Source organism: Frankia sp. Allo2 (genome assembly GCF_000733325.1).
Lineage (GTDB): Bacteria > Actinomycetota > Actinomycetes > Frankiales > Frankiaceae > Frankia > Frankia casuarinae.
The window spans coordinates 1-18,022 of the sequence record NZ_JPHT01000022.1 but is presented as its reverse complement, the minus strand read 5'-3'; the positions used below and the strand labels follow the sequence as shown (position 1 = coordinate 18,022).

Sequence of the window (18,022 nt, the reverse complement as noted above, 5' to 3'; positions counted from 1 at the left end):
AGGGTCGGCCGGGAGTGGTGGGCCGCGGGCGACACAGCCTTCCGCGGCCCACCACCCGTTCCCGGGTCATCCGTTCCCGGACCACCCGTTCCCGATCAGGCCGGCGGGCGCCGCCCGCTGCCGCCCGCTGCCGGCTGGTGGCTGGCCGCTCGCGGACGCTGCGCCGCAGATCGGCGCCCCGTAGATGGCGCCGAGATGGCCGCCGTGTGTCGGCTGGCTGTCAGTTCCCGCGGGCTGTCGTCGGATGCCTTTCGCCAGGTACCGTCACCGAGAGGCAACGTTTCACGATCTTGCCGGCTTCGGTCGGCGCGCACCGTTTCGGGATGCTCGTCGAACGACGCCCCTGCCTTCGACGAGGAGAACGCTGCTTGCGCCACTTCGCCTTTCTAGGCCCCGAGACGGTTGACGCGCTGTTCCTCCGGCCGCCGGAGGACATCACCGTGAATGATGATCGTCATCTGCTGGCCACCGCGCTCGGCGCGACCCTCTACGCCCCGGGGACGCGCCCCCGGTTGGCATCGGACGTGTGCAGACAGACCGCGGCGGGGGTGACCTCGATGGTTCTCTGTCTGGAGGACTCCATCGCCGACACCGAGGTGGCCGCAGCCGAGGCCAACGTCGTCGCCGCGTTGCGCGCGCTCGCGGCGGAGCCCCCCTGGGCCGCGGGCGCGATGCCGCTGCTGTTCGTCCGGGTCCGCGCGGTCGGGCAGATCCCGGATCTTGTCGACCGGCTCGGGCCGGCCGGAGTCGGGTGTCTCGCCGGGTTCGTGCTGCCCAAGTTCGCCGAGGAGGGTGGCGAGGCGGCGATGGAGGCGGTGCTGCGGGCCTCCGAGACGGTTGGTCGTCCGCTGTGGACTATGCCGGTGCTGGAGAGCCCGCAGGTCATCAACCGGGAGACCCGGGTGGAGGCGTTGTCGGCGGTCCGGCGGCTGGTCGACAAGCACGCCGACCAGGTGCTGGCGATCCGGCTCGGTGCGACGGACCTGTGCGGGCTGTTCGGGCTGCGCCGTGACCGCGACCTGACGATCTACGACATCGCCGTCGTCCGGGACTGCATCGCCGACATCGTGAACATCTGCGCGCGGGGCGGTGACCACGTCGTGACCGGACCGGTGTGGGAGTACTTCGCCCAGCCGGAACGGCTCTTCGTCAGCTCGCTGCGGGTGACCCCGTTCGCGCAGGCGGACCGCGTCGACGGCGGGGAGGAAGCGATCCGGATGCGCAGCGAACTGGTCTCCGCGGACCTCGACCGGCTGATCCGGGAGGTTGTTCTGGACAAGGCCAACGGCCTGATCGGCAAGACGGTGATCCACCCCAGCCACGTGCCCGCCGTGCACGCGCTGCACGTCGTCACCCAGGAGGAGTACACCGATGCCGAGACCGTCCTTGACGGGGATGCCGGCGGGGTACGGCCGAGCAGCTACGCGAACAAGATGAACGAGCTGCGTCCGCACCGGGCCTGGGCCGAGGTGGTGATCCGCCGGGCGCGCGCGTTCGGTGTCCTGCGCGAGGGCGACACCTTCGTCGAGGTGCTGGCGGCGACGCACGGTCGTTTCGACCAGTGGAANGCCCGATGACGGCGACGGCGGGGACGGACGCCCCCACCGGCGCGCCCATCCCTCACCCGCCCGCGCCCGCGCCCGCCCGCGGCCCAGCGGCCGCCCCCGCGGGGATGTGGCTGTGGACCGAGCTGGGCCTTGATGTCCAGGTCACCGCGGACGTGGCGGGCCNGGGGNTGCACGCCCTGGTGGGACTCGCCCTGCGCCGCAACCCACGCCGGGCGCACCTGTTGGTCAGCCGGGTGCTCGGCAAGCATCTGCCGGTGGCACCGGCCGAGGCGCTCGCGGCCGGGGCCGGGGTTGCCGCGCTGGTCCGGGCACTGCCCGGCTTCGAGGAGGCCGGAAAGNGGGTTGCGGNCCCGNGGGTTGCGGACCCGCCGGTGCAGGGTTCGTCGGCCGAGCAGCCCGGGGGCCCGCGGACCGGCCCGATCGTGATCGGTTACTGCGAGACCGCGACGGCCTTGGGGCACGCGGTCGCCGACGGTCTCCCGGCGAGCCACTACCTGCACACCACCCGGCGGCCGCTGCCCGGTGTCACGCCGATCCTCGAGTTCGTGGAGTCCCATTCCCACGCGACCCACCACTGGCTGATGCCCGAGGACCGCGAGATCCTGCGGTGCGGCGCGCCGATCGTGCTCGTCGACGACGAGCTGTCGACCGGGCGTACCGCCCTCGGCACGATCCGGATCCTGCAGGCCCACGCCCCGCGCGAGCACTACGTGGTTGCCACGCTGCTCGACGCCCGTCCGCCCGCGGCCCGGGCCGCGTTCGCCGATCTCGCCGGCGAGCTCGGGGTCCGGCTGGATGTCGTCGCCCCGCTCACGGCCACCGTCACCGTGCCGGCCGAGATCGCGGACCGGGCCGCGCGGATCCGCGCCCGGTTCGCCGGGGGCGCGGGCGGTCGGGACGCGGCGCGGGCGACGGGGGCGCTGGTGGCCCACCCGGTCCGCCGGCTGGTGGCCGACTGGCCGTCCGACCTGCCTGACGGTGGCCGTCATCGCTGGTCGCCGACCGACCGCCACCGCCTCGACGAGGTCGTGCCGCCGGTCGCCGCGACGGTACTGGCCGCGCTGACCCGGCCCGCGGGTCGCACGCTCGTGCTCGGGACGGAGGAACTGATGTACACGCCGATGCGGATAGCGGACGCGCTGGCCCGGACGAGTCCGGGTGAGATCCGCTACCAGTCCACGACGCGTTCGCCGGTCCACCCCGTCGACGTCGACGGCTACGCCATCCGCGCCGCCCTCACCTTTCCCGCGCCGGACGACCCGGGCCGGGCCAGCCACGTCTACAACGTCCGGCCCGGGATGTACGACGACATCGTGGTGGTCGTCGACTCTGTCCGGGTCGTCGACTCTGTCCCGGACGTCGCCCCGGGGGCGGACCGGAGCTCTCCCCGTGCGGATACCGGCCTCCACGGCATGCTTACTCAGCTACGCCGATGCGCTCCGGTCACGGTGCTGACACTGCCCTCCTACCAGCCCTCCTACCGGCCGTCCCCTCGACCGACCGGTGCGCCGCCCGCCGCCGGACCGCTCACCGGTGCGCCCGGGGATGCCCGGTGAGCGGGATCGGCGCGGTGGATCCCGCGCTCACCGGCACCGTCGGCTCGGGTTCATACGATCCGGCGGACGTGACCTTCCTGCTGACCGACCTCAGCGCGGTCGCCCTGGAGCGGCCCACCGAGGACCGTGAGGAGGCCATGCAGGCCGGCCGGCACTACTCCGAGGACCTGCCGGTCGAGTACCAACCCGACGCCGGTTACCTGGAGCTCTACCACCGGGCGCTGGACCGGTCGGCCCGCCGGGTCGCGCTCGCCACCGGCCTCGTGGCGGAGCTCGTACGGGTCACCAAGCCCGAGCCGGTCCTGGCCTCGATCGCCCGGGCCGGTACCCCGGTGGGGATCCTGATGCGGCGCTGGTACGGCTGGCGCCACGGGCTCGACACCCCGCACTACGCGATCTCGGTGATCAAGGATCGCGGCGTGGACCTGAACGCGATCCGCTACCTCACCTCCCGGCACGACCGGAAGGTGATCCAGTTCGTCGACGGCTGGACCGGCAAGGGGGTGATGACCCGGGTGCTGACCGACGCGGTGGCCCGGCTCGGGCTGGACGACACCCTCGCCGTGCTGGCCGACCCGGCTCGGTGCGTGCCGCTCTACGGGACCCGCGACGACTTCCTCATCCCGAGCGCCTGCTTGAACTCGACGGTGAGCGGGCTGGTCAGCCGGACCGTCCTCAACGCCGAGCACATCGGTCCTGATGACTTCCACGGTGCGAAGTACTACGCCGAACTCGCGGCGCACGATCTGTCCCGGCACTTCGTCGAGACGGTGGCGGCCCACTTCCCCGAGGTGGCCGACGAGGTCGCCGAGACCTGGCCGCGGCTGTGGGCCGCCGACCGCAGTCCGACCTGGGCGGGCTGGGCGGCGGTGGAGCGCATCGCGGCCGCGTTCGACATCCCCGACGTGGTCATGGTGAAGCCGGGGGTGGGGGAGACGACCCGGGTCCTGCTGCGCCGGGTGCCCTGGCGCATCCTCGTCGCCCCCGACCGGCTCGACGAGCTGACGCACGTGCTGGCCCTGGCCGCCGACCGCGACGTCGAGGTCCAGGAGCTGGCGGACCTGCCATTCTCCTGTGTGGGGCTGGTCCGCCCGGTCGGCGCGGCACCGGTCTTCCACACCCCGAACGCGCGCTGGCGCCCGGACGTCCTGTGACGGCCGACTCGTCCCCCGTGACGGCCGGTCCGTCCGCCGCGTCCGGGCCGCGTCATCTGCTGGCCTGCGACCTGGACAAGACGCTGATCTTTTCCCGGCACTCGCTGCTGCTGGCCGACGACCGGCCCGCACCGGAGCTCGTCGAGGTCGAACGCCTCGACGGAGCGCCGATCTCGTTCGCGACGGCGCGGTCGCTGGCCCTGCTCGCCGAGTTGCACGACCTCGCCGTCCTCGTCCCGGTCACCACCCGCACCCTCGCCCAGTACGCGCGGGTCGAGCTCGGGGTCCGGCCGCGCTACGCGATCGCGGCCAACGGCGGGCACCTGCTGGTCGACGGGGTTCCCGATCCGGCCTGGGCGGCGGACGTGGCTGCCGAGGCCGCCGCCGCCTGCGCCCCCCTGGCGGAGATGGTGGCGCTCGCCGAGCGGTCCGCCGCCGGCGGCTGGGCCCGGCTCGTGCGGGTCGCCGACGGGTTGTTCGTCTACCTCGTCGCCCACGACCGCGCTGGCATTCCCGACCTGACCGGGGAGGCCGAGACGGCGCGGGCCGCGGGCTGGGCGATGTCGGTGCAGGGGCGGAAGGTGTACTTCGTCCCATCGGTCCTGACCAAGCAGCGCGCGGTGGTCGAGGTCGCCCGCCGTGCCGGTACCGCCCGGCTGCTGGCCGCGGGGGACTCTGTGCTCGACGTCCCGATGCTCGCGGCGGCCGACCACGCCATCCGTCCGGCCCACGGTGAGCTGCACGAGCTGGGCTGGTCGGGCCCGAATGTCACCGTCACCGCCGCGGCCGGGGTGCTCGCGGGCGAACAGGTGCTGGCGGCGTTCGTCGCGCGGGTCCGGGCCGAGATCGCCGCCGGGAGTCGCTGAACCTCCTCGCGCGACTTCCGGGCCCGGTCAGACCGGGCCTTGGCGGCGCTCCTCCGGCGTGCCCGGCGGCGGCAGCGGATCGGAACCGGGGCCCATCCCAGGCGTCCAGACGTCCCGGTAGTGGGGGCAGCGGTCAGGGACCGCCTGGAGGTTGAGATTCGGGAGGCCGTCCCGGTCCCGATTGCCCTTCCGGGCGTTCGCGCGGGCCTGTGCCTGGGCGCGCCGGCACTTCGGACACTCCAGAATGATCACGTCTGGCCCCTCGGGGGTGTTGTCCTGGGCTGACGGCTCATCACGGCTCATCACTCACCTTTTCTGCTTCCCGGTGCCGTCGCAGCTGGTGCACTTGTCCTTACCTTGACCGTCGAACATGCCGTCCGCGTCGAGTTCAGCGGTCGGGCGGCCGGCCCGCCCGGAGCCGCCGCACGTCGGGCAGGTGAGTGGGCCTTGGTTGACCATGTCGTCCGGGTCGGCGGTGTTTTTTGTCCCGCCGCGCTTCGTCCCGGAACGCCCGGTGCTTGATCCGCCGGACGTGTTACCCCGTTTATCCCGGTGCTTAGGTCTTTGCACCACGCCGCCTCCTGTTGCTCTCCGTCTCCCATCGATCCCTACCCGCATCAACGGTAGCGGCGGAACACCCACGTCGGTACCAGGACCGCCGGAACTGTAACCGTGCGTCCGGCGTAGCACACCAGGCTCGGGAAGGTCAGACGGCGGCGTTATCCGCAACGTGCGGGGGTGCGGTGCTGAGAGCTCGGCGCAACTTGACTACCTCGGCAGGCGCGCCCGGCCCGGACGGAAGTGCCACAGATAGCCGACGCACCCTGCCGACGACCGATGCGGATGGCCACGCCGCGTTCGCGTCGAGCGCGGCGAGTCCTCCCGCTGCCGCTGCCGCCGGATCGTCTACTTGGGCGTGCGCCCCCGCGAACAGGGCATTCGCGCGAGCCTGGTGAGAGAGAGTCGGTAGGCCCGACAGGGCTTCGGTGACGCGAGGCTGAACTTCGGAGGAATCGCCAAGTTCAGCCAGGGCCATAGCCGCCCAGATCAGTTCCTCGCTCTCCTCCCAGGCCGCGGCGGCGGGATAGGGCGGCAGGGTTGTCCGGCTCGTTTGCATCACCGTCAGGGCTGACCGGGCTTCACGTCAGGGCTGACCGGGCTTCATCTGCCTGGTTGAGTGCGACGTGGGCCACAGCCTTGTACGCGGCCAGTCGAGGCCGGACGTAGGGGGGGTCCACGCCACCCCTGCGCCCTAGCAGCCGTCCCCGTCCGCGCAGCCGTCCCCCTTCTTTTGACGTCATCCCCGGCCTGTTCCACGGCCACCGTGTTTCCCGTGCTCCGGAGAAGGGGATCGGTTAGCGTCGCCAAGGTGTCCGACACCGTGAAGACCACCGTCTCACCGGACATAGCGGCATCCCCGGGCGTACCGGCGCCGACCGCCTCCGGGCTCGCGCCGGGGTGCGCGGTGCCACTGGGCGTGACCTGGGACGGGTCCGGGGTGAACATCGCCGTCGTCGCCCCCGGGGCCGAGGCGGTCGACTTCTGCCTGTTCGATGCCGACGGCCGCGAGACACGCCATCGACTTCCGGAGCGTGACGGCGGGGTGTGGCACGGCTATCTGGCTGGCGTCCGCCCCGGTCAGCGTTACGGCCTGCGGGCACACGGTCCCTATGACCCGGAGCGGGGCCAGCGGTACAACCCGGCGAAGCTGCTGGTCGACCCCTACACCCGATCGGTAGCCGGGACGCTGCGCACGGACCCGGCGATCTACGGGTTCGGTGGCGGCGACCCCTACGGCTTCGAACCGGACCCGCGGGACTCCGCACCTTTCGTGCCCCGCTGCGTCGTGACCGGGCCCGGGCGGGCGCAGCGGGGCTCCGCCGGGACCAGGGAGTCCGGATTCGGGGACCCCGGGATCGGGGACCCCGGATCCGGGAGTGGCGGTTTNNCGGGNCACNGCGTACACCCNGCGGACAACCGGCCCACCATCCCCTGGTCGGACACGATCATCTACGAGGCGCACGTACGCGGGCTCACGAAACGTCACCCGGACCTGCCGCCACGGTTACGCGGGACATACGCCGGGCTCGGCCACCCGAGCGTCCTGGCGCACCTGCGCCGGCTCGGCGTCACCGCGATCGAACTGCTGCCGGTGCACACCTCGGTCTCCGAACCGGCCCTGCTCGAGCGCGGAAAAATCAACTACTGGGCTTACAACACCCTGGCCTTCTTCGCCCCTCATGCCGGGTACGCGGCCACTGACGATCCGATCGGCGAATTCCAGGCGATGGTCGCAGCCCTGCACGCCGTCGGCATTGAGGTGATACTCGACGTCGTCTACAACCACAGCGCCGAGGGCAGCGAGCGGGGCCCGACGCTGTCCCTGCGTGGCCTGGACAACACGACCTATTACCGGGTAGAGCCGATGGATCCCCGGCGCTACCGTGACGTGACCGGCTGCGGCAACACCCTCAACACGTCCTCACCGCACGTCGTGCGGCTGATCTGCGACTCGCTGCGGTACTGGGTGACGGAGATGGGCGTCGACGGGTTCCGGTTCGATCTCGCCACCGCGCTCGCCCGCAATCCCGACGCCTTCGACCCCGCGGCAAGCCTGCTGACCGCCATCCACGCCGACCCGATCCTCGCCACGGTGAAGCTGATCGCCGAGCCGTGGGACGTCGGCTGGGGCGGATACCAGGTGGGGGGGTTCCCGGCACCCTGGGCGGAGTGGAACGGGCGGTTCCGTGACACCGTGCGCGACGTGTGGAACAGGTACACCAGCGGCGTCGCCGATCTGGGCTATCGGGTGTCCGGCTCGTCGGACCTGTTCGAGCACGGCGGCCGACGCCCCTGGGCATCGATCAACTTCGTCACCGCCCACGACGGCTTTCCCCTGGCCGATCTGGTCTCCTACAACGAGAAGCACAACGAGGACAACGGCGAGGGCAACCGGGANGGCGAGGCGGACAACCGCTCGGCGAACCACGGGATGGAGGGTGCGACCGACGACCCGGCGATCCTGGCCATCCGCCGCCGGGTGCGCCGGGGACTGATCACGACGCTGCTGCTGTCCACGGGCGTCCCGATGCTGCTCGCCGGCGACGAGTTCGGTCGCTCGCAGGGCGGCAACAACAACGCCTACTGCCAGGACAACGCGGTGTCCTGGCTCGACTGGCCGACCGACCTCGTGGGACCGGAGGACGTCACCGGACCGGAAGGCGTCACCGGACCGGAAGGCGTCACCGGACCGGAGGACGTCACCGGACCGGAAGGCGTCACCGGACCGGAGGACGTCGCGGAGCCGGACCACGCCTACCCCGACCCGGCCGGCCCCGACCCGGCGCTGTGTCGGCTGGTGGGCGGGTTGGCGGCACTGCGTTCCGCCGAACCCGTGCTGCGCCGCGGGCGGTTCTTCCACGGCGGCCAGTCGGCACCCGGGCGACTCGCGGACATCACCTGGTTCCGTGCGGACGGGGCGGTGATGTCGGTGGCGGACTGGAACGCCCCGCAGGTCGAGACGCTCGTGGCCCATGTCGCCGGCAGCCCCGTCGCCGGCAGCCCCGTCGATGAGGATCCTGCCGGCGGGCGGGGAACGCACGATCTACCGGCCCACGGCGCTGGCCTGGTGTACGTGTTCCNCCCGGATCGCGGCGACNCCGTCGTCNCCCTGCCCGGTGCTCCCTGGGCGGCCCGCCACGACCTGCTGCTCAATACCGCCGACGACGATCTTGCCGGATTCCCGGCGACCGTCGCGGTACCGGGAACCAGCTACGTCGGCGGCGAGTCCCTGACCGTGCTGGGCCACAGCGTGCTCGTCCTACGAGCCCATCCCCCCGGCACGGCGGCTTCCCCGCGGTGTGGGGACCCCTAAGGATTGGTGACCAGGCCCAGTTCGGCGATGCTCGCGGTGAGTGCGTGCCGGGGCAGCACCCGCACCGTGTAACCGAAGGGTCCGGTGCGCCCGAGCGGGATGGTGCCCTCGTAGCGGTAACCGCCCTCCCCTTCGCCAACCGGCTGCAGGAACAGCGTCGAAGGATCCAGGATCCGGTCGGTCTGGTCGATCCGGCCGTAGGAGGCGAGGACGTCGATGTCCCCGAGTGCCAGCTCACCGAGGTCGACCGTGGCCCGCACCACCAGCGACTGGCCCACCTGAGGGGTGTCACCGAGACCAGCGGAGTCGACGTTGAGCACGCGGACCCCGGGCCACGCGGCATGCACCCGGCTCTTCCAGGCGGCCAGGTCCCGGGCTCCGGCGAAGCCGTTGGCGGCGGCGGCCCGGGCCGAGACACCGGCCGGCACGTAGTAGCGCTCGACGTACTCCTGGACCATGCGGCTGGCCAGGACCTGAGGACCGAGGGCCGACAGGGTGTGCTTGACCATCGCGGCCCAGCGCCGCGGGATGCCGTCGCCGGGCTCCGAGTCGTAGAAGCGGGGGGCGACAGTGTTCTCCAACAGGTCGTACAGGGCGGCGGACTCGATGTCGTCGCGCCGGTCGGGGTCCTCGACCCCGTCCGCGGTCGGGATCGCCCAGCCGTTCTGGCCGTCGAACATCTCGTCNCACCAGCCGTCCCGGATGGACAGGTTCAGGCAGCCGTTCAGCGCGGCCTTCATCCCCGACGTGCCGCACGCCTCCAGCGGACGCAGCGGGTTGTTCAGCCAAACGTCCGATCCGGAGTACAGGAAGCGCGCCATCCCGATGTCGTAGTCGGGGAGAAAGACGATGCGCGACCGCACGGCCGGGTCGTCGGAGAACTGGACAATCTGCTGGACGAGTTGCTTGCCGCCGTCGTCGGCGGGGTGCGCCTTGCCGGCGATGACCATCTGGATCGGCCGCTGCGGGTGCAGCAGCAGCCGGCGCAGCCGGTCACGGTCCCGCAGCATGAGGGTCAGCCGCTTGTAGGACGGCACACGCCGGGCGAAACCGATCGTGAGGATGTCCGGGTCGAAAACCGACTCCACCCACTCCAGCTCACCGGGTGCCGCGCCGCGCTCGAGCCAGGAGGCCCGCAGCCGGCGGCGGACCTCGGTGACGAGGCGCTCCCGCAGTTGCCGCCGGGCGGCCCACACGACCTCGTCGGGCAACGTGGAGATCTTCTCGAATCCGGCCGCGTCGTCGGAAAGCAGGCCCGGGTCGGGCTCGCGGTCAGCAAGCTCGATAATGGGCCGGGACACCCAGGTCGGGGCGTGCACCCCGTTGGTCACCGAGCCGATCGGGACCTCGGCGGTGTCGAAGCCGGGCCACAGCCCCGCGAACATCTCCCGGCTGACGATGCCGTGCAGCTTGCTGACGCCGTTCGAACGCTGTGCGAGCCGTAGGCCCATGTGGGCCATGTTGAAGACGTTGGGGTCGGCCTCCNCCCCGAGCTGCAGGATCCGCTCGACCGGCACGCCGGGCCAGCCGTTGTCCCCGCCGAAATGGCGGGCGACCAGGCTGCGAGGGAACCGGTCGATGCCGGCGGGGACAGGGGTGTGGGTGGTGAACAGTGTGCCGGCGCGGGCGGCCTGGAGCGCCTCGTCGAAGCTGAGCCCGTTCTCGACGAGTTCCCGGATCCGCTCCAGGCCGAGGAAGCCCGCGTGCCCCTCGTTGGTGTGGTACACCTCGGGCTCCGGAGTCCCGGTCACCGCGGCGTAGGCGCGCAGCGCGCGGACACCCCCGATGCCCAGCAGCATCTCCTGGAGCAGCCGGTGGTCGGTTCCGCCGCCGTAGAGCCGGTCGGTCACCCCCCGCTCGGCCGGCTGGTTGTCCTCGACGTCCGAGTCGAGCAGCAGCAGCGGGACCCGTCCGACCTGCGCCTTCCAGATCTGCGCGTGCAGCGTGCGACCCTCGGGCAGCCCGACGGCCACCTTCNCCGGCANCCCCGCCGTATCGGTCAGCTGGGTCAGGGGGAGCCCGTGCGGATCGATGCCCGGGTACCGTTCCTGCTGCCAGCCGTCCCGGGACAGCGACTGCACGAAGTACCCGGCCCGGTAGAGCAGGCCGACGCCGATGATCGGCACGCCGAGGTCGCTCGCGGTCTTGAGATGGTCCCCGGCGAGGATGCCGAGGCCGCCGGAGTACTGCGGCAGCACCTCGGTGATACCGAACTCCGGGGAGAAGTAGGCGATCGCCGACGGGGCGCCCTCGGCCTTCCGCTGCTGATACCACAGATCGGCCGTCAGGTACTCCTGGAGGTCGTCCGCGACGTCGGTGAGTCGGCGCACGAACCGGCGGTCGGCGGCCAGCGCGAGCAGCCGGTTATGATCCACCTCGCCGAGCAGGCGGACCGGGTCTCCCTTCGTCGCCCGCCAGAGCTCCGGATCAACAGACTCGAACAGGTCCAGCGTCTCGGGATGCCAGGACCAGCGAAGATTCAGGACTAGTTCCCCCAGTGGAGCAAGCTGCCCGGGGAGCTGCGCACGGACGGTGAACCGTCGGAGGGCTCTCACGAAGACGTGAGCCTAGACAGTGCCGGCGACGTCGACACACCCGGGTGCGGCCAGCTGGTCCCGGCCGGGAAACAACTGTCATGTCGACCCGATGACAGCCAGAATTGTCCGGAATCGGGGACCGGAACCGCCCTTACTCGTTGTCTCGGGCGGTGCCCACCTTGGCCGTGAGCGCGGCCATCACCGCGGGGTCGCGCAAGGTCGTGACGTCGCCGAGTTCCCGGCCTTCGGCAATGTCACGCAGCAACCGGCGCATGATCTTGCCGGACCGGGTCTTCGGCAGGTCGTCGGCCCAGATGATCCGCCGCGGCCGGGCGAGCTTGCCGATCCGCCTGGCCACGTGCTCGCGCAGCTCGGCCTCGGTGGCCTCGTCGCCCGAGCGGTCACCGGCGAGCGTCACGAACGCGACGATCGCCTGGCCGGTCTGCTCGTCGTACTGTGCGACCACCGCCGCCTCGGCGACGGCCTCATGGGCGACGATCGCCGACTCCACCTCCGCGGTGGACAGCCGGTGCCCGGACACGTTGATGACGTCGTCGATCCGCCCGATGATCCAGAAGTAGCCGTCGGCGTCGAGGCGTGCGGCGTCGCCGACGACGTAGGTTGACGGGCCGAAGCGGGAGAAGTACGTCTTGACGAATCGCTCGTCGTCCTTGTAAAGGGTGCGCAGCATGGACGGCCACGGCTTGGTGATCACCAGGATTCCGGTGCCCTCAGTGACCGGCTCGCCGTCCTCCGAGAGCAGCGCCGGGCTGATACCGGGCAGCGGCAGGGTCGCCGAACCCGGTTTGGTCGACGTGACGCCGGCCAGCGGCGAGATGAGCGCGGAGCCGGTCTCGGTCTGCCACCACGTGTCGACGATCGGGCAGCGACCACCGCCGATGACCACGTGGTACCACAACCACGCCTTCGGGTTGATCGGTTCCCCGACCGTGCCGAGTACCCGCAGCGAGGACAGGTCGTGCCGACCGGGATACCGCGCGCCCCACTTGATGCACGTACGGATCGCCGTCGGCGCCGTGTAGAACACGGTGACCTTGTACTCCTCGATGAGCCGCCACCAGATGTCGTAGTCGGGGTAGTCCGGCGCCCCCTCGTACATCACGCTGGTCACGCCGTTCGATAGCGGGCCGTAGACGATGTAGGAGTGCCCAGTGATCCAGCCGACGTCCGCGGAACACCAGTAGACGTCGGTGTCCGGGTCGATGTCGAAGACCGCCCGGTGAGTGTAGGTGGCGCCGAGCAGGTAACCCGCGGTCGTGTGCAGGATCCCCTTCGGCTTCGCGGTCGACCCGGAGCTGTAGAGGATGAACAGGGGATGCTCCGCGGACAGCGGTTCCGGCGGGCAGTCGGGCGCCGCCGTGGCCAGCAGCTCGTGGTACCAGACGTCCCGGCCCGCGGTCATCGGCGCCCCGGTACCGCCCGGCCCGGACACGACCACAATGTGCCCCAGCGCCGGGAGGTCACCGAGCTCCGCGTCGACGGCGGCCTTCACCGGCGCCGTCCGTCCCTTGCGCCGCGCGCCGTCCACGGTGATCAGCACCTTGGCGTCGGAGACCTCCATCCGCTCCCGGACCGCGGACGGCGCGAAACCGCCGAAGACCACGTTGTGGACCGCGCCGATCCGGGCGCAGGCCAGCATCGCGACGGCCACCTCGGGAATCATCGGCAGGAAGATCCCGACCACGTCGCCGGCGCGCACGCCGAGCGAACGCAGCCCGTTCGCCAGCCGCTGGGTGTCGGCGAGCAGGTCCGCATAGGTGACGGTGCGCCGCTCCCCCTCCTCCCCGTGCCAGTGGAAGGCCACCCGCTCGCCGCGCCCGGCCGCCACGTGCCGGTCCAGGCAGTTCTCCGACAGGTTCAGCATCCCGTCCGCGAACCAGGTGTAGAAGGGCGGGTTCGAGTCGTCGAGTACCTGCGTGAACGGCGTGTGCCAGGTCAGCAGCTCCTCGGCCTTGCGAGCCCAGAACGCGTTCGGGTCCGCCTCGGCGGCGGCCCGGTCGGCGTCCATCGGCAGGCGCCGGGNGAAGGCCGCCGATGGGTCGAAACGCTCCACCGACAGCAGACTCTCCAGGGTCGCCTCGAGATCGGCGACGTTCTCGAGACCGGTCGAGACGCTGACACCTGTGTCGGTCACGGCTCCTCCTGGGTCGGCTCGGGACGAACAGCACGGTCACACGCTGCCCCCCCGGTCTACCACGAAGGCCCGTCAACTCTCAGGAGTTGCGCGGCAGGTTCCGGCGGTCGGCAGGTTCCGGGCGTGAGAGGGGACCGGCCGGCGGCCGACCGTTGGCAATGTCCGCTATTTCCTGCTATGGGCTAGTGCGCCGGGTGGAACCGAGCGATCCCCGAACCCGATCTGGAGATGATTGATGAAGATCAGCGGGTGTCGGCCTATCGTGGCGACCGACATCTACAGCGACATCGAAACCATCCTCAAAGCCGGCACCGTCGACGATCTCGGCGGGTCGGACGGGGNGGGGAACGCCGGGGCGCCGGACGCCTCGCCGGTCATCGAGGGCCTGAAGCGGGAGGAACGCGGATGAGTGTGGTGCGGCTCGAGGTTGACGGCGGGATCGGCACCATCCGGTTAGACCGGCCGCCGATGAACGCGCTGGACTCCACGGTCGCCGCGGAGCTGCGGACCGCCGCGGTCGAGGCGACCCGGCGGTCGGACGTCCGCGCGGTGGTGCTCTATGGCGGGGNAAANGNGTTCGCCGCCNGGGNCGACATCCNGCAGATGGNGCCGATGGGTTACGCCGAGGNATCCACCTGGGTGGGCGATCTGAACTCCACCTTCGAGGTCGTGGCCCGGATCCCGAAGCCCGTGGTCGCCGCGGTGACGGGCTATGCCCTGGGCGGCGGGTTGGAGCTTGCCCTGTGCGCGGACGTGCGGGTCTTGGCCGAGGACGCCCGGGTCGGCCAGCCCGAGATCCTGCTCGGAGTGATCCCCGGCGCGGGGGGCACCCAGCGGCTGCCGCGCCTGATCGGCCCGTCCCGCGCCAAGGACCTCATCTTCAGCGGCCGGCAGGTCCGGGCGGCCGAGGCAGCGGAGATCGGTCTGGCCGACGCCGTCGTTCCCGCGGGTGAGGTGTACGTGCAGGCGAAGCGGATCGCGGGCCGGTACACGAACGGCCCGGCGATGGCGCTCGCGGCGGCGAAGCAGGCGGTTGACGACGGCGCGGAGATCGCGTTGGCCGAGGCGCTACGTCTGGAGGCGGCGCTGTTCGCCGGGCTGTTCGCCACCGAGGACCGGCGGATCGGAATGGAGTCCTTCCTCGAGAGCGGGCCCGGCAAGGCCGACTTCATCGGCCGCTGACGGAGACCCCGTGCGGTGTCTGTGGTAGGGGTCCCCGGATTGCGCCGAAGGCGCGCGATGGTTGTCCCAGGAGGATCGCCGGAGGCGATTCGACGGAGACCCCGTGCGGTGTCTGTGGTAGGGGTCCCCGGATTGCGCCGAAGGCGCCATCCGGGGGTTACCGCATGGCCAGGTCGGCGATGACCGGCCGATGGTCACTGCCGAAGTCGCCGCCGACCTCGAAACCCGTCACCGCGAACGCGGGTGAGGCCAGCACGTGGTCGATGCGCAGCACGGGCGGCAGGATCAGGCTCTTGGAGTTCCAGGTCGGTTGCCATCCGCCGCCGACGACGTCGTGCGCGTCGCGTACCCCCGAGTTCACCAGCCGACGGAACGGCCGGTGGTCCCGGGTGGCATTGAAGTCGCCGGCCATGACGACCGGCAGCGTGGCGTGCTCGAGCTGCGCGCGCAGCGTGTCGAGCTGGGTCCGCCAGCGGTCGGTGTAGGCGCTGGTCGTCGGTGAGATCGTGTGCACCGCGTACACGACGAAGCGTCGACGCTCATCCACCTCCACGGTGGCCCGCAATGACATTGCTCCGCCGACGATCGGGGCCGCGGCGTCGTGCAGCGGGAAGCGGGAGAACACGGCGGCGCCGAACGCACCCGGCTCCGGGTGCACCTCGCGGTACCGGTAGCTCGCCAGCGCTCCGGACGAGGTGACCCGCGCCAGGGTGAGCGGGGAGAGCTCCACGAGGACGAGCACGTCCGGGTTCGCGGCGCGGATCTGCGCGCCCAGCCGGTCGGCGTGGTCGTTGTAGTAGAGCAGGTTCGCCGACATCACCCGCAGGCGCGCGGCACCCTGCGGGGCCTCCTCGGCGCCGCCGGGGAAAACCTCGGGCAGGGTCCAGAACAGATGGATGGCGATCAGGGCCATGGAGATGATCATCAGCAGGTTGCGACGGAGCGCGAAGGCCACCGCCACGGTGGCGTAGGCCGGGAGGTAGAGCAGTTCGGTCCCGGCGTTGATCGCGGAGTAGGGCCAGCCCACCGCATCGTCGAGATGGGCCAACCGGCCGAGGGCGATCCCCCCGAGTCCGGCCGCCGCGACCCACGCGACGATCACGACCAGGGGGCGGACCGGGAAGGTCGGGTGCGGCCGGGGCTCCGGGGCGGCGACCGGGATGTCCTTGTGCCGGGAGGTGGGGTCGGTATCCGGCACGGCGGAACCGGACTCCTGCGCGGAACTCACTTCACCAGAGTGCCCGGCTGACAGGGCCGTCCGGGAGGCGGGTGCTCCCGGACGGCCCGTTCGGTGGTGAGAGGTCGGTAACGGTGGGGCCGATGGCCGTAGCTTGCCGGGGCCGGGAGCCGTCGGCGCCCGTGCGGCGGCTATCGGTGACTGGTCAGGTGGCGGCTGTGGCGCCGGCCGCGGCGCCGACCAGCGGGCGCGCCCGTTCGTGCCATTCGCGGACCGCCACCGTCGGGTGCGTGTCGAGCTCACGGTCCAGCTCCCGCAGCTTCTCGGTGACCCGAGAGGACGACAGCTGCCCGGCGACGGCGACGGCTCGGTAGCCCGCCTCCAGGGCGGCCTCCAGGTCCGGAGTCGGTCGGCGCAGGTAGGCCAAGGCGAGGTCGGCCTCGGCGTAGCTGCGGGTTCGGGCGCGCGCCGCGCCCTGCAGGCTCCGGGCCTCGAGCAGTTTCGTCTCGGCCGGTCGGGCGCGGCCCAGCAGTAACAGGCAGTGACCATGGCACTCGGCGACGTCGCCGGCGTTGTAGTGGCCGGCCCAGGACGGTCCGTCGTCCCCGTCGCTGCGCGCGATCGCCCGGTCCATCTTGTCCAGGGCCTCCATGCAACCGGCCTCGTCACGGTTGCGTGCCAGTGCCCAGGCATGCNTGTCGTGCAGCATGGCCTGCACGGCATACGAGGAGTGCCGCACCGCGCGGCCGAGGGCCGCCCGGGCCAGGGCGAGGCTCTGCCGGGGATGGCCCAGCCGGGCGGCCTGGTCGCTCATCGCGGACAGCACCCGGCCGGCGAGCATGGCGTCGTCGGCGTGCNCGGCGAGGCTGAGGGCCTGGATGTAGTAGCGCTGCGCGAGGGCCTGCCGGTTGCTGTCCTGGGCGAGCCACCCGCTGAACTGGGTCAGCTCGGCCAGCGCACTGAACAGGTCGGGGCTCGGCCGCCCCNCCCNGGCGGCCCGGGNCCGGTCGTGCAGAAAGGCGACGACCTGAGGCCGGATCTCGTCGCCGCCGAACTTTGCGTCCAGCCGGCGGAAGGTCTCGGTCATATCCCGGATCACGGCGCCGGCGGAGGCTCCCGTTGATTCCGGCCTGGCGACCCGGTCAACCACTCCGGTGAGGCTGGAGAGGACCGGATCGGCGAAGGCCGATGCGATAAAGGCCGTTCCGTCGTGCAACAGGTCGCGTCGCCGCATGTCTCGTCCCGATAGTCCGGCAAGGGTGCTTAGGGTCTCGGTGGGTGCGTTCGAGCTCGACAGCCCGAGGTCGTCGCGTTCATAGGACTCCCCGCGCCAGCCCAGATCCACCGGCCGGACCGGGTATCCCAGGGCCGCGGATATCTCGGCCGCCGCAAGTTCGGCGACCATCGGGTCACGCGGCCGCATCCCGCGACGCCAGTGACCGACGGTGGTCCTGGCCAGGCCCAGCTCGATCCGGCGCTGATGGCGGGCGCGGGCGTTCACCTGCCGGGCGAACCGGGTGTCGGATACCCCGGCCTCCCNCAGCAGACGCTCGAACTGGGTCGTGGGAGAGGGATCTCCGGACGACGTATTCGACATGTGTCCCCCGTCGAGGTAAAGATGGCTTAAATCCATAATGTCGGTGCCTTGCGCACCTCTTGGGCAGAAAGTAGCCGAGAAGTCACGTTGCAAGGAAGAGGGTGTGCATAACCCGGCCGGAATGCACGACCAGTCGGGGCCGATGCCTCTAGCGGATCCCCGGATGGTCGGTAAAAGAACGTGCGGAATATCTCAATCATTACGGAAAGTGGCGGATCCATTTTNTGCACATACATCTGCATGGCGTGTCTCCGCGCGCCCCGAGAGCGCTGGAGGGCCGGAGATGGGCGCGGACGGACTAGGCTCCATAACGGAGCGTAGTTGCCGCCCGGTTTCGGCCCGGCTGTCCAGGTCAG

11 protein-coding genes are annotated in these 18,022 nt (G+C 71.3%); 6 read left to right on the top strand and 5 right to left on the bottom strand.

Annotation, left to right across the window (positions count from 1 at the left end; all coding sequences use genetic code 11):
• The first annotated feature begins 368 nt into the window (after nucleotides 1-368).
• The 4 genes from ALLO2_RS14925 (at nucleotide 369) to ALLO2_RS14910 (ending at nucleotide 5,144) form a co-directional block, all read left to right on the top strand.
• Complete coding sequence (locus ALLO2_RS14925) at nucleotides 369-1,577, top strand: HpcH/HpaI aldolase/citrate lyase family protein (RefSeq protein WP_035732869.1); 1,209 nt, start codon at nucleotides 369-371, stop codon at nucleotides 1,575-1,577.
• Nucleotides 1,574-3,124, top strand: a complete 1,551-nt coding sequence (locus ALLO2_RS14920; protein WP_035732868.1) for a phosphoribosyltransferase family protein — start codon at nucleotides 1,574-1,576, stop codon at nucleotides 3,122-3,124. The genes ALLO2_RS14925 and ALLO2_RS14920 overlap by 4 nt, the downstream gene beginning before the upstream one ends.
• Nucleotides 3,125-3,129: 5 nt before the next feature.
• Nucleotides 3,130-4,278, top strand: coding sequence for a cysteine protease StiP family protein (locus ALLO2_RS14915; protein ID WP_035732866.1), 1,149 nt, complete (start codon nucleotides 3,130-3,132; stop codon nucleotides 4,276-4,278).
• Complete coding sequence (locus ALLO2_RS14910) at nucleotides 4,275-5,144, top strand: hypothetical protein (RefSeq protein ID WP_011438043.1); 870 nt, start codon at nucleotides 4,275-4,277, stop codon at nucleotides 5,142-5,144. The genes ALLO2_RS14915 and ALLO2_RS14910 overlap by 4 nt, the downstream gene beginning before the upstream one ends.
• A 27-nt stretch (nucleotides 5,145-5,171) precedes the next feature.
• Here ALLO2_RS14910 and ALLO2_RS14905 read toward each other — a convergent pair whose 3' ends face one another.
• Nucleotides 5,172-5,447, bottom strand: a complete 276-nt coding sequence (locus ALLO2_RS14905; RefSeq protein WP_023841106.1) for a hypothetical protein — start codon at nucleotides 5,445-5,447, stop codon at nucleotides 5,172-5,174.
• A 1,066-nt stretch (nucleotides 5,448-6,513) separates the two neighbouring features.
• Between ALLO2_RS14905 and glgX the strand changes: the two genes are divergently transcribed.
• The gene (gene glgX, locus ALLO2_RS14900) at nucleotides 6,514-9,018 is read left to right on the top strand and encodes a glycogen debranching protein GlgX (protein WP_369808166.1); all 2,505 of its coding nucleotides are present in this window, start codon (nucleotides 6,514-6,516) and stop codon (nucleotides 9,016-9,018) included.
• Here the strand turns inward: glgX and glgP are convergent.
• On the bottom strand, nucleotides 9,015-11,573 hold the full coding sequence (gene glgP, locus ALLO2_RS14895) for an alpha-glucan family phosphorylase (protein ID WP_035732832.1): 2,559 nt from the start codon (nucleotides 11,571-11,573) through the stop codon (nucleotides 9,015-9,017). The two genes, glgX and glgP, sit on opposite strands and share 4 nt — an antisense overlap.
• 133 nt (nucleotides 11,574-11,706) lie before the next feature.
• Nucleotides 11,707-13,710, bottom strand: coding sequence for an acetate--CoA ligase (acs, locus tag ALLO2_RS14890; RefSeq protein WP_035732831.1), 2,004 nt, complete (start codon nucleotides 13,708-13,710; stop codon nucleotides 11,707-11,709).
• Nucleotides 13,711-14,115: 405 nt separating this feature from the next.
• Between acs and ALLO2_RS14885 the strand changes: the two genes are divergently transcribed.
• Nucleotides 14,116-14,892: an enoyl-CoA hydratase/isomerase family protein gene (locus ALLO2_RS14885; RefSeq protein WP_035732830.1), complete on the top strand. Its 777-nt coding sequence runs from the start codon at nucleotides 14,116-14,118 to the stop codon at nucleotides 14,890-14,892.
• Nucleotides 14,893-15,049: 157 nt separating this feature from the next.
• Here the strand turns inward: ALLO2_RS14885 and ALLO2_RS14880 are convergent, their stop codons facing one another.
• Together ALLO2_RS14880 and ALLO2_RS14875 are read right to left on the bottom strand one after the other, a co-directional pair.
• Nucleotides 15,050-16,120: an endonuclease/exonuclease/phosphatase family protein gene (locus ALLO2_RS14880; protein WP_011438037.1), complete on the bottom strand. Its 1,071-nt coding sequence runs from the start codon at nucleotides 16,118-16,120 to the stop codon at nucleotides 15,050-15,052.
• A 154-nt stretch (nucleotides 16,121-16,274) separates the two neighbouring features.
• Nucleotides 16,275-17,666, bottom strand: coding sequence for a hypothetical protein (locus ALLO2_RS14875; protein WP_035732828.1), 1,392 nt, complete (start codon nucleotides 17,664-17,666; stop codon nucleotides 16,275-16,277).
• Nucleotides 17,667-18,022: the final 356 nt, after the last annotated feature.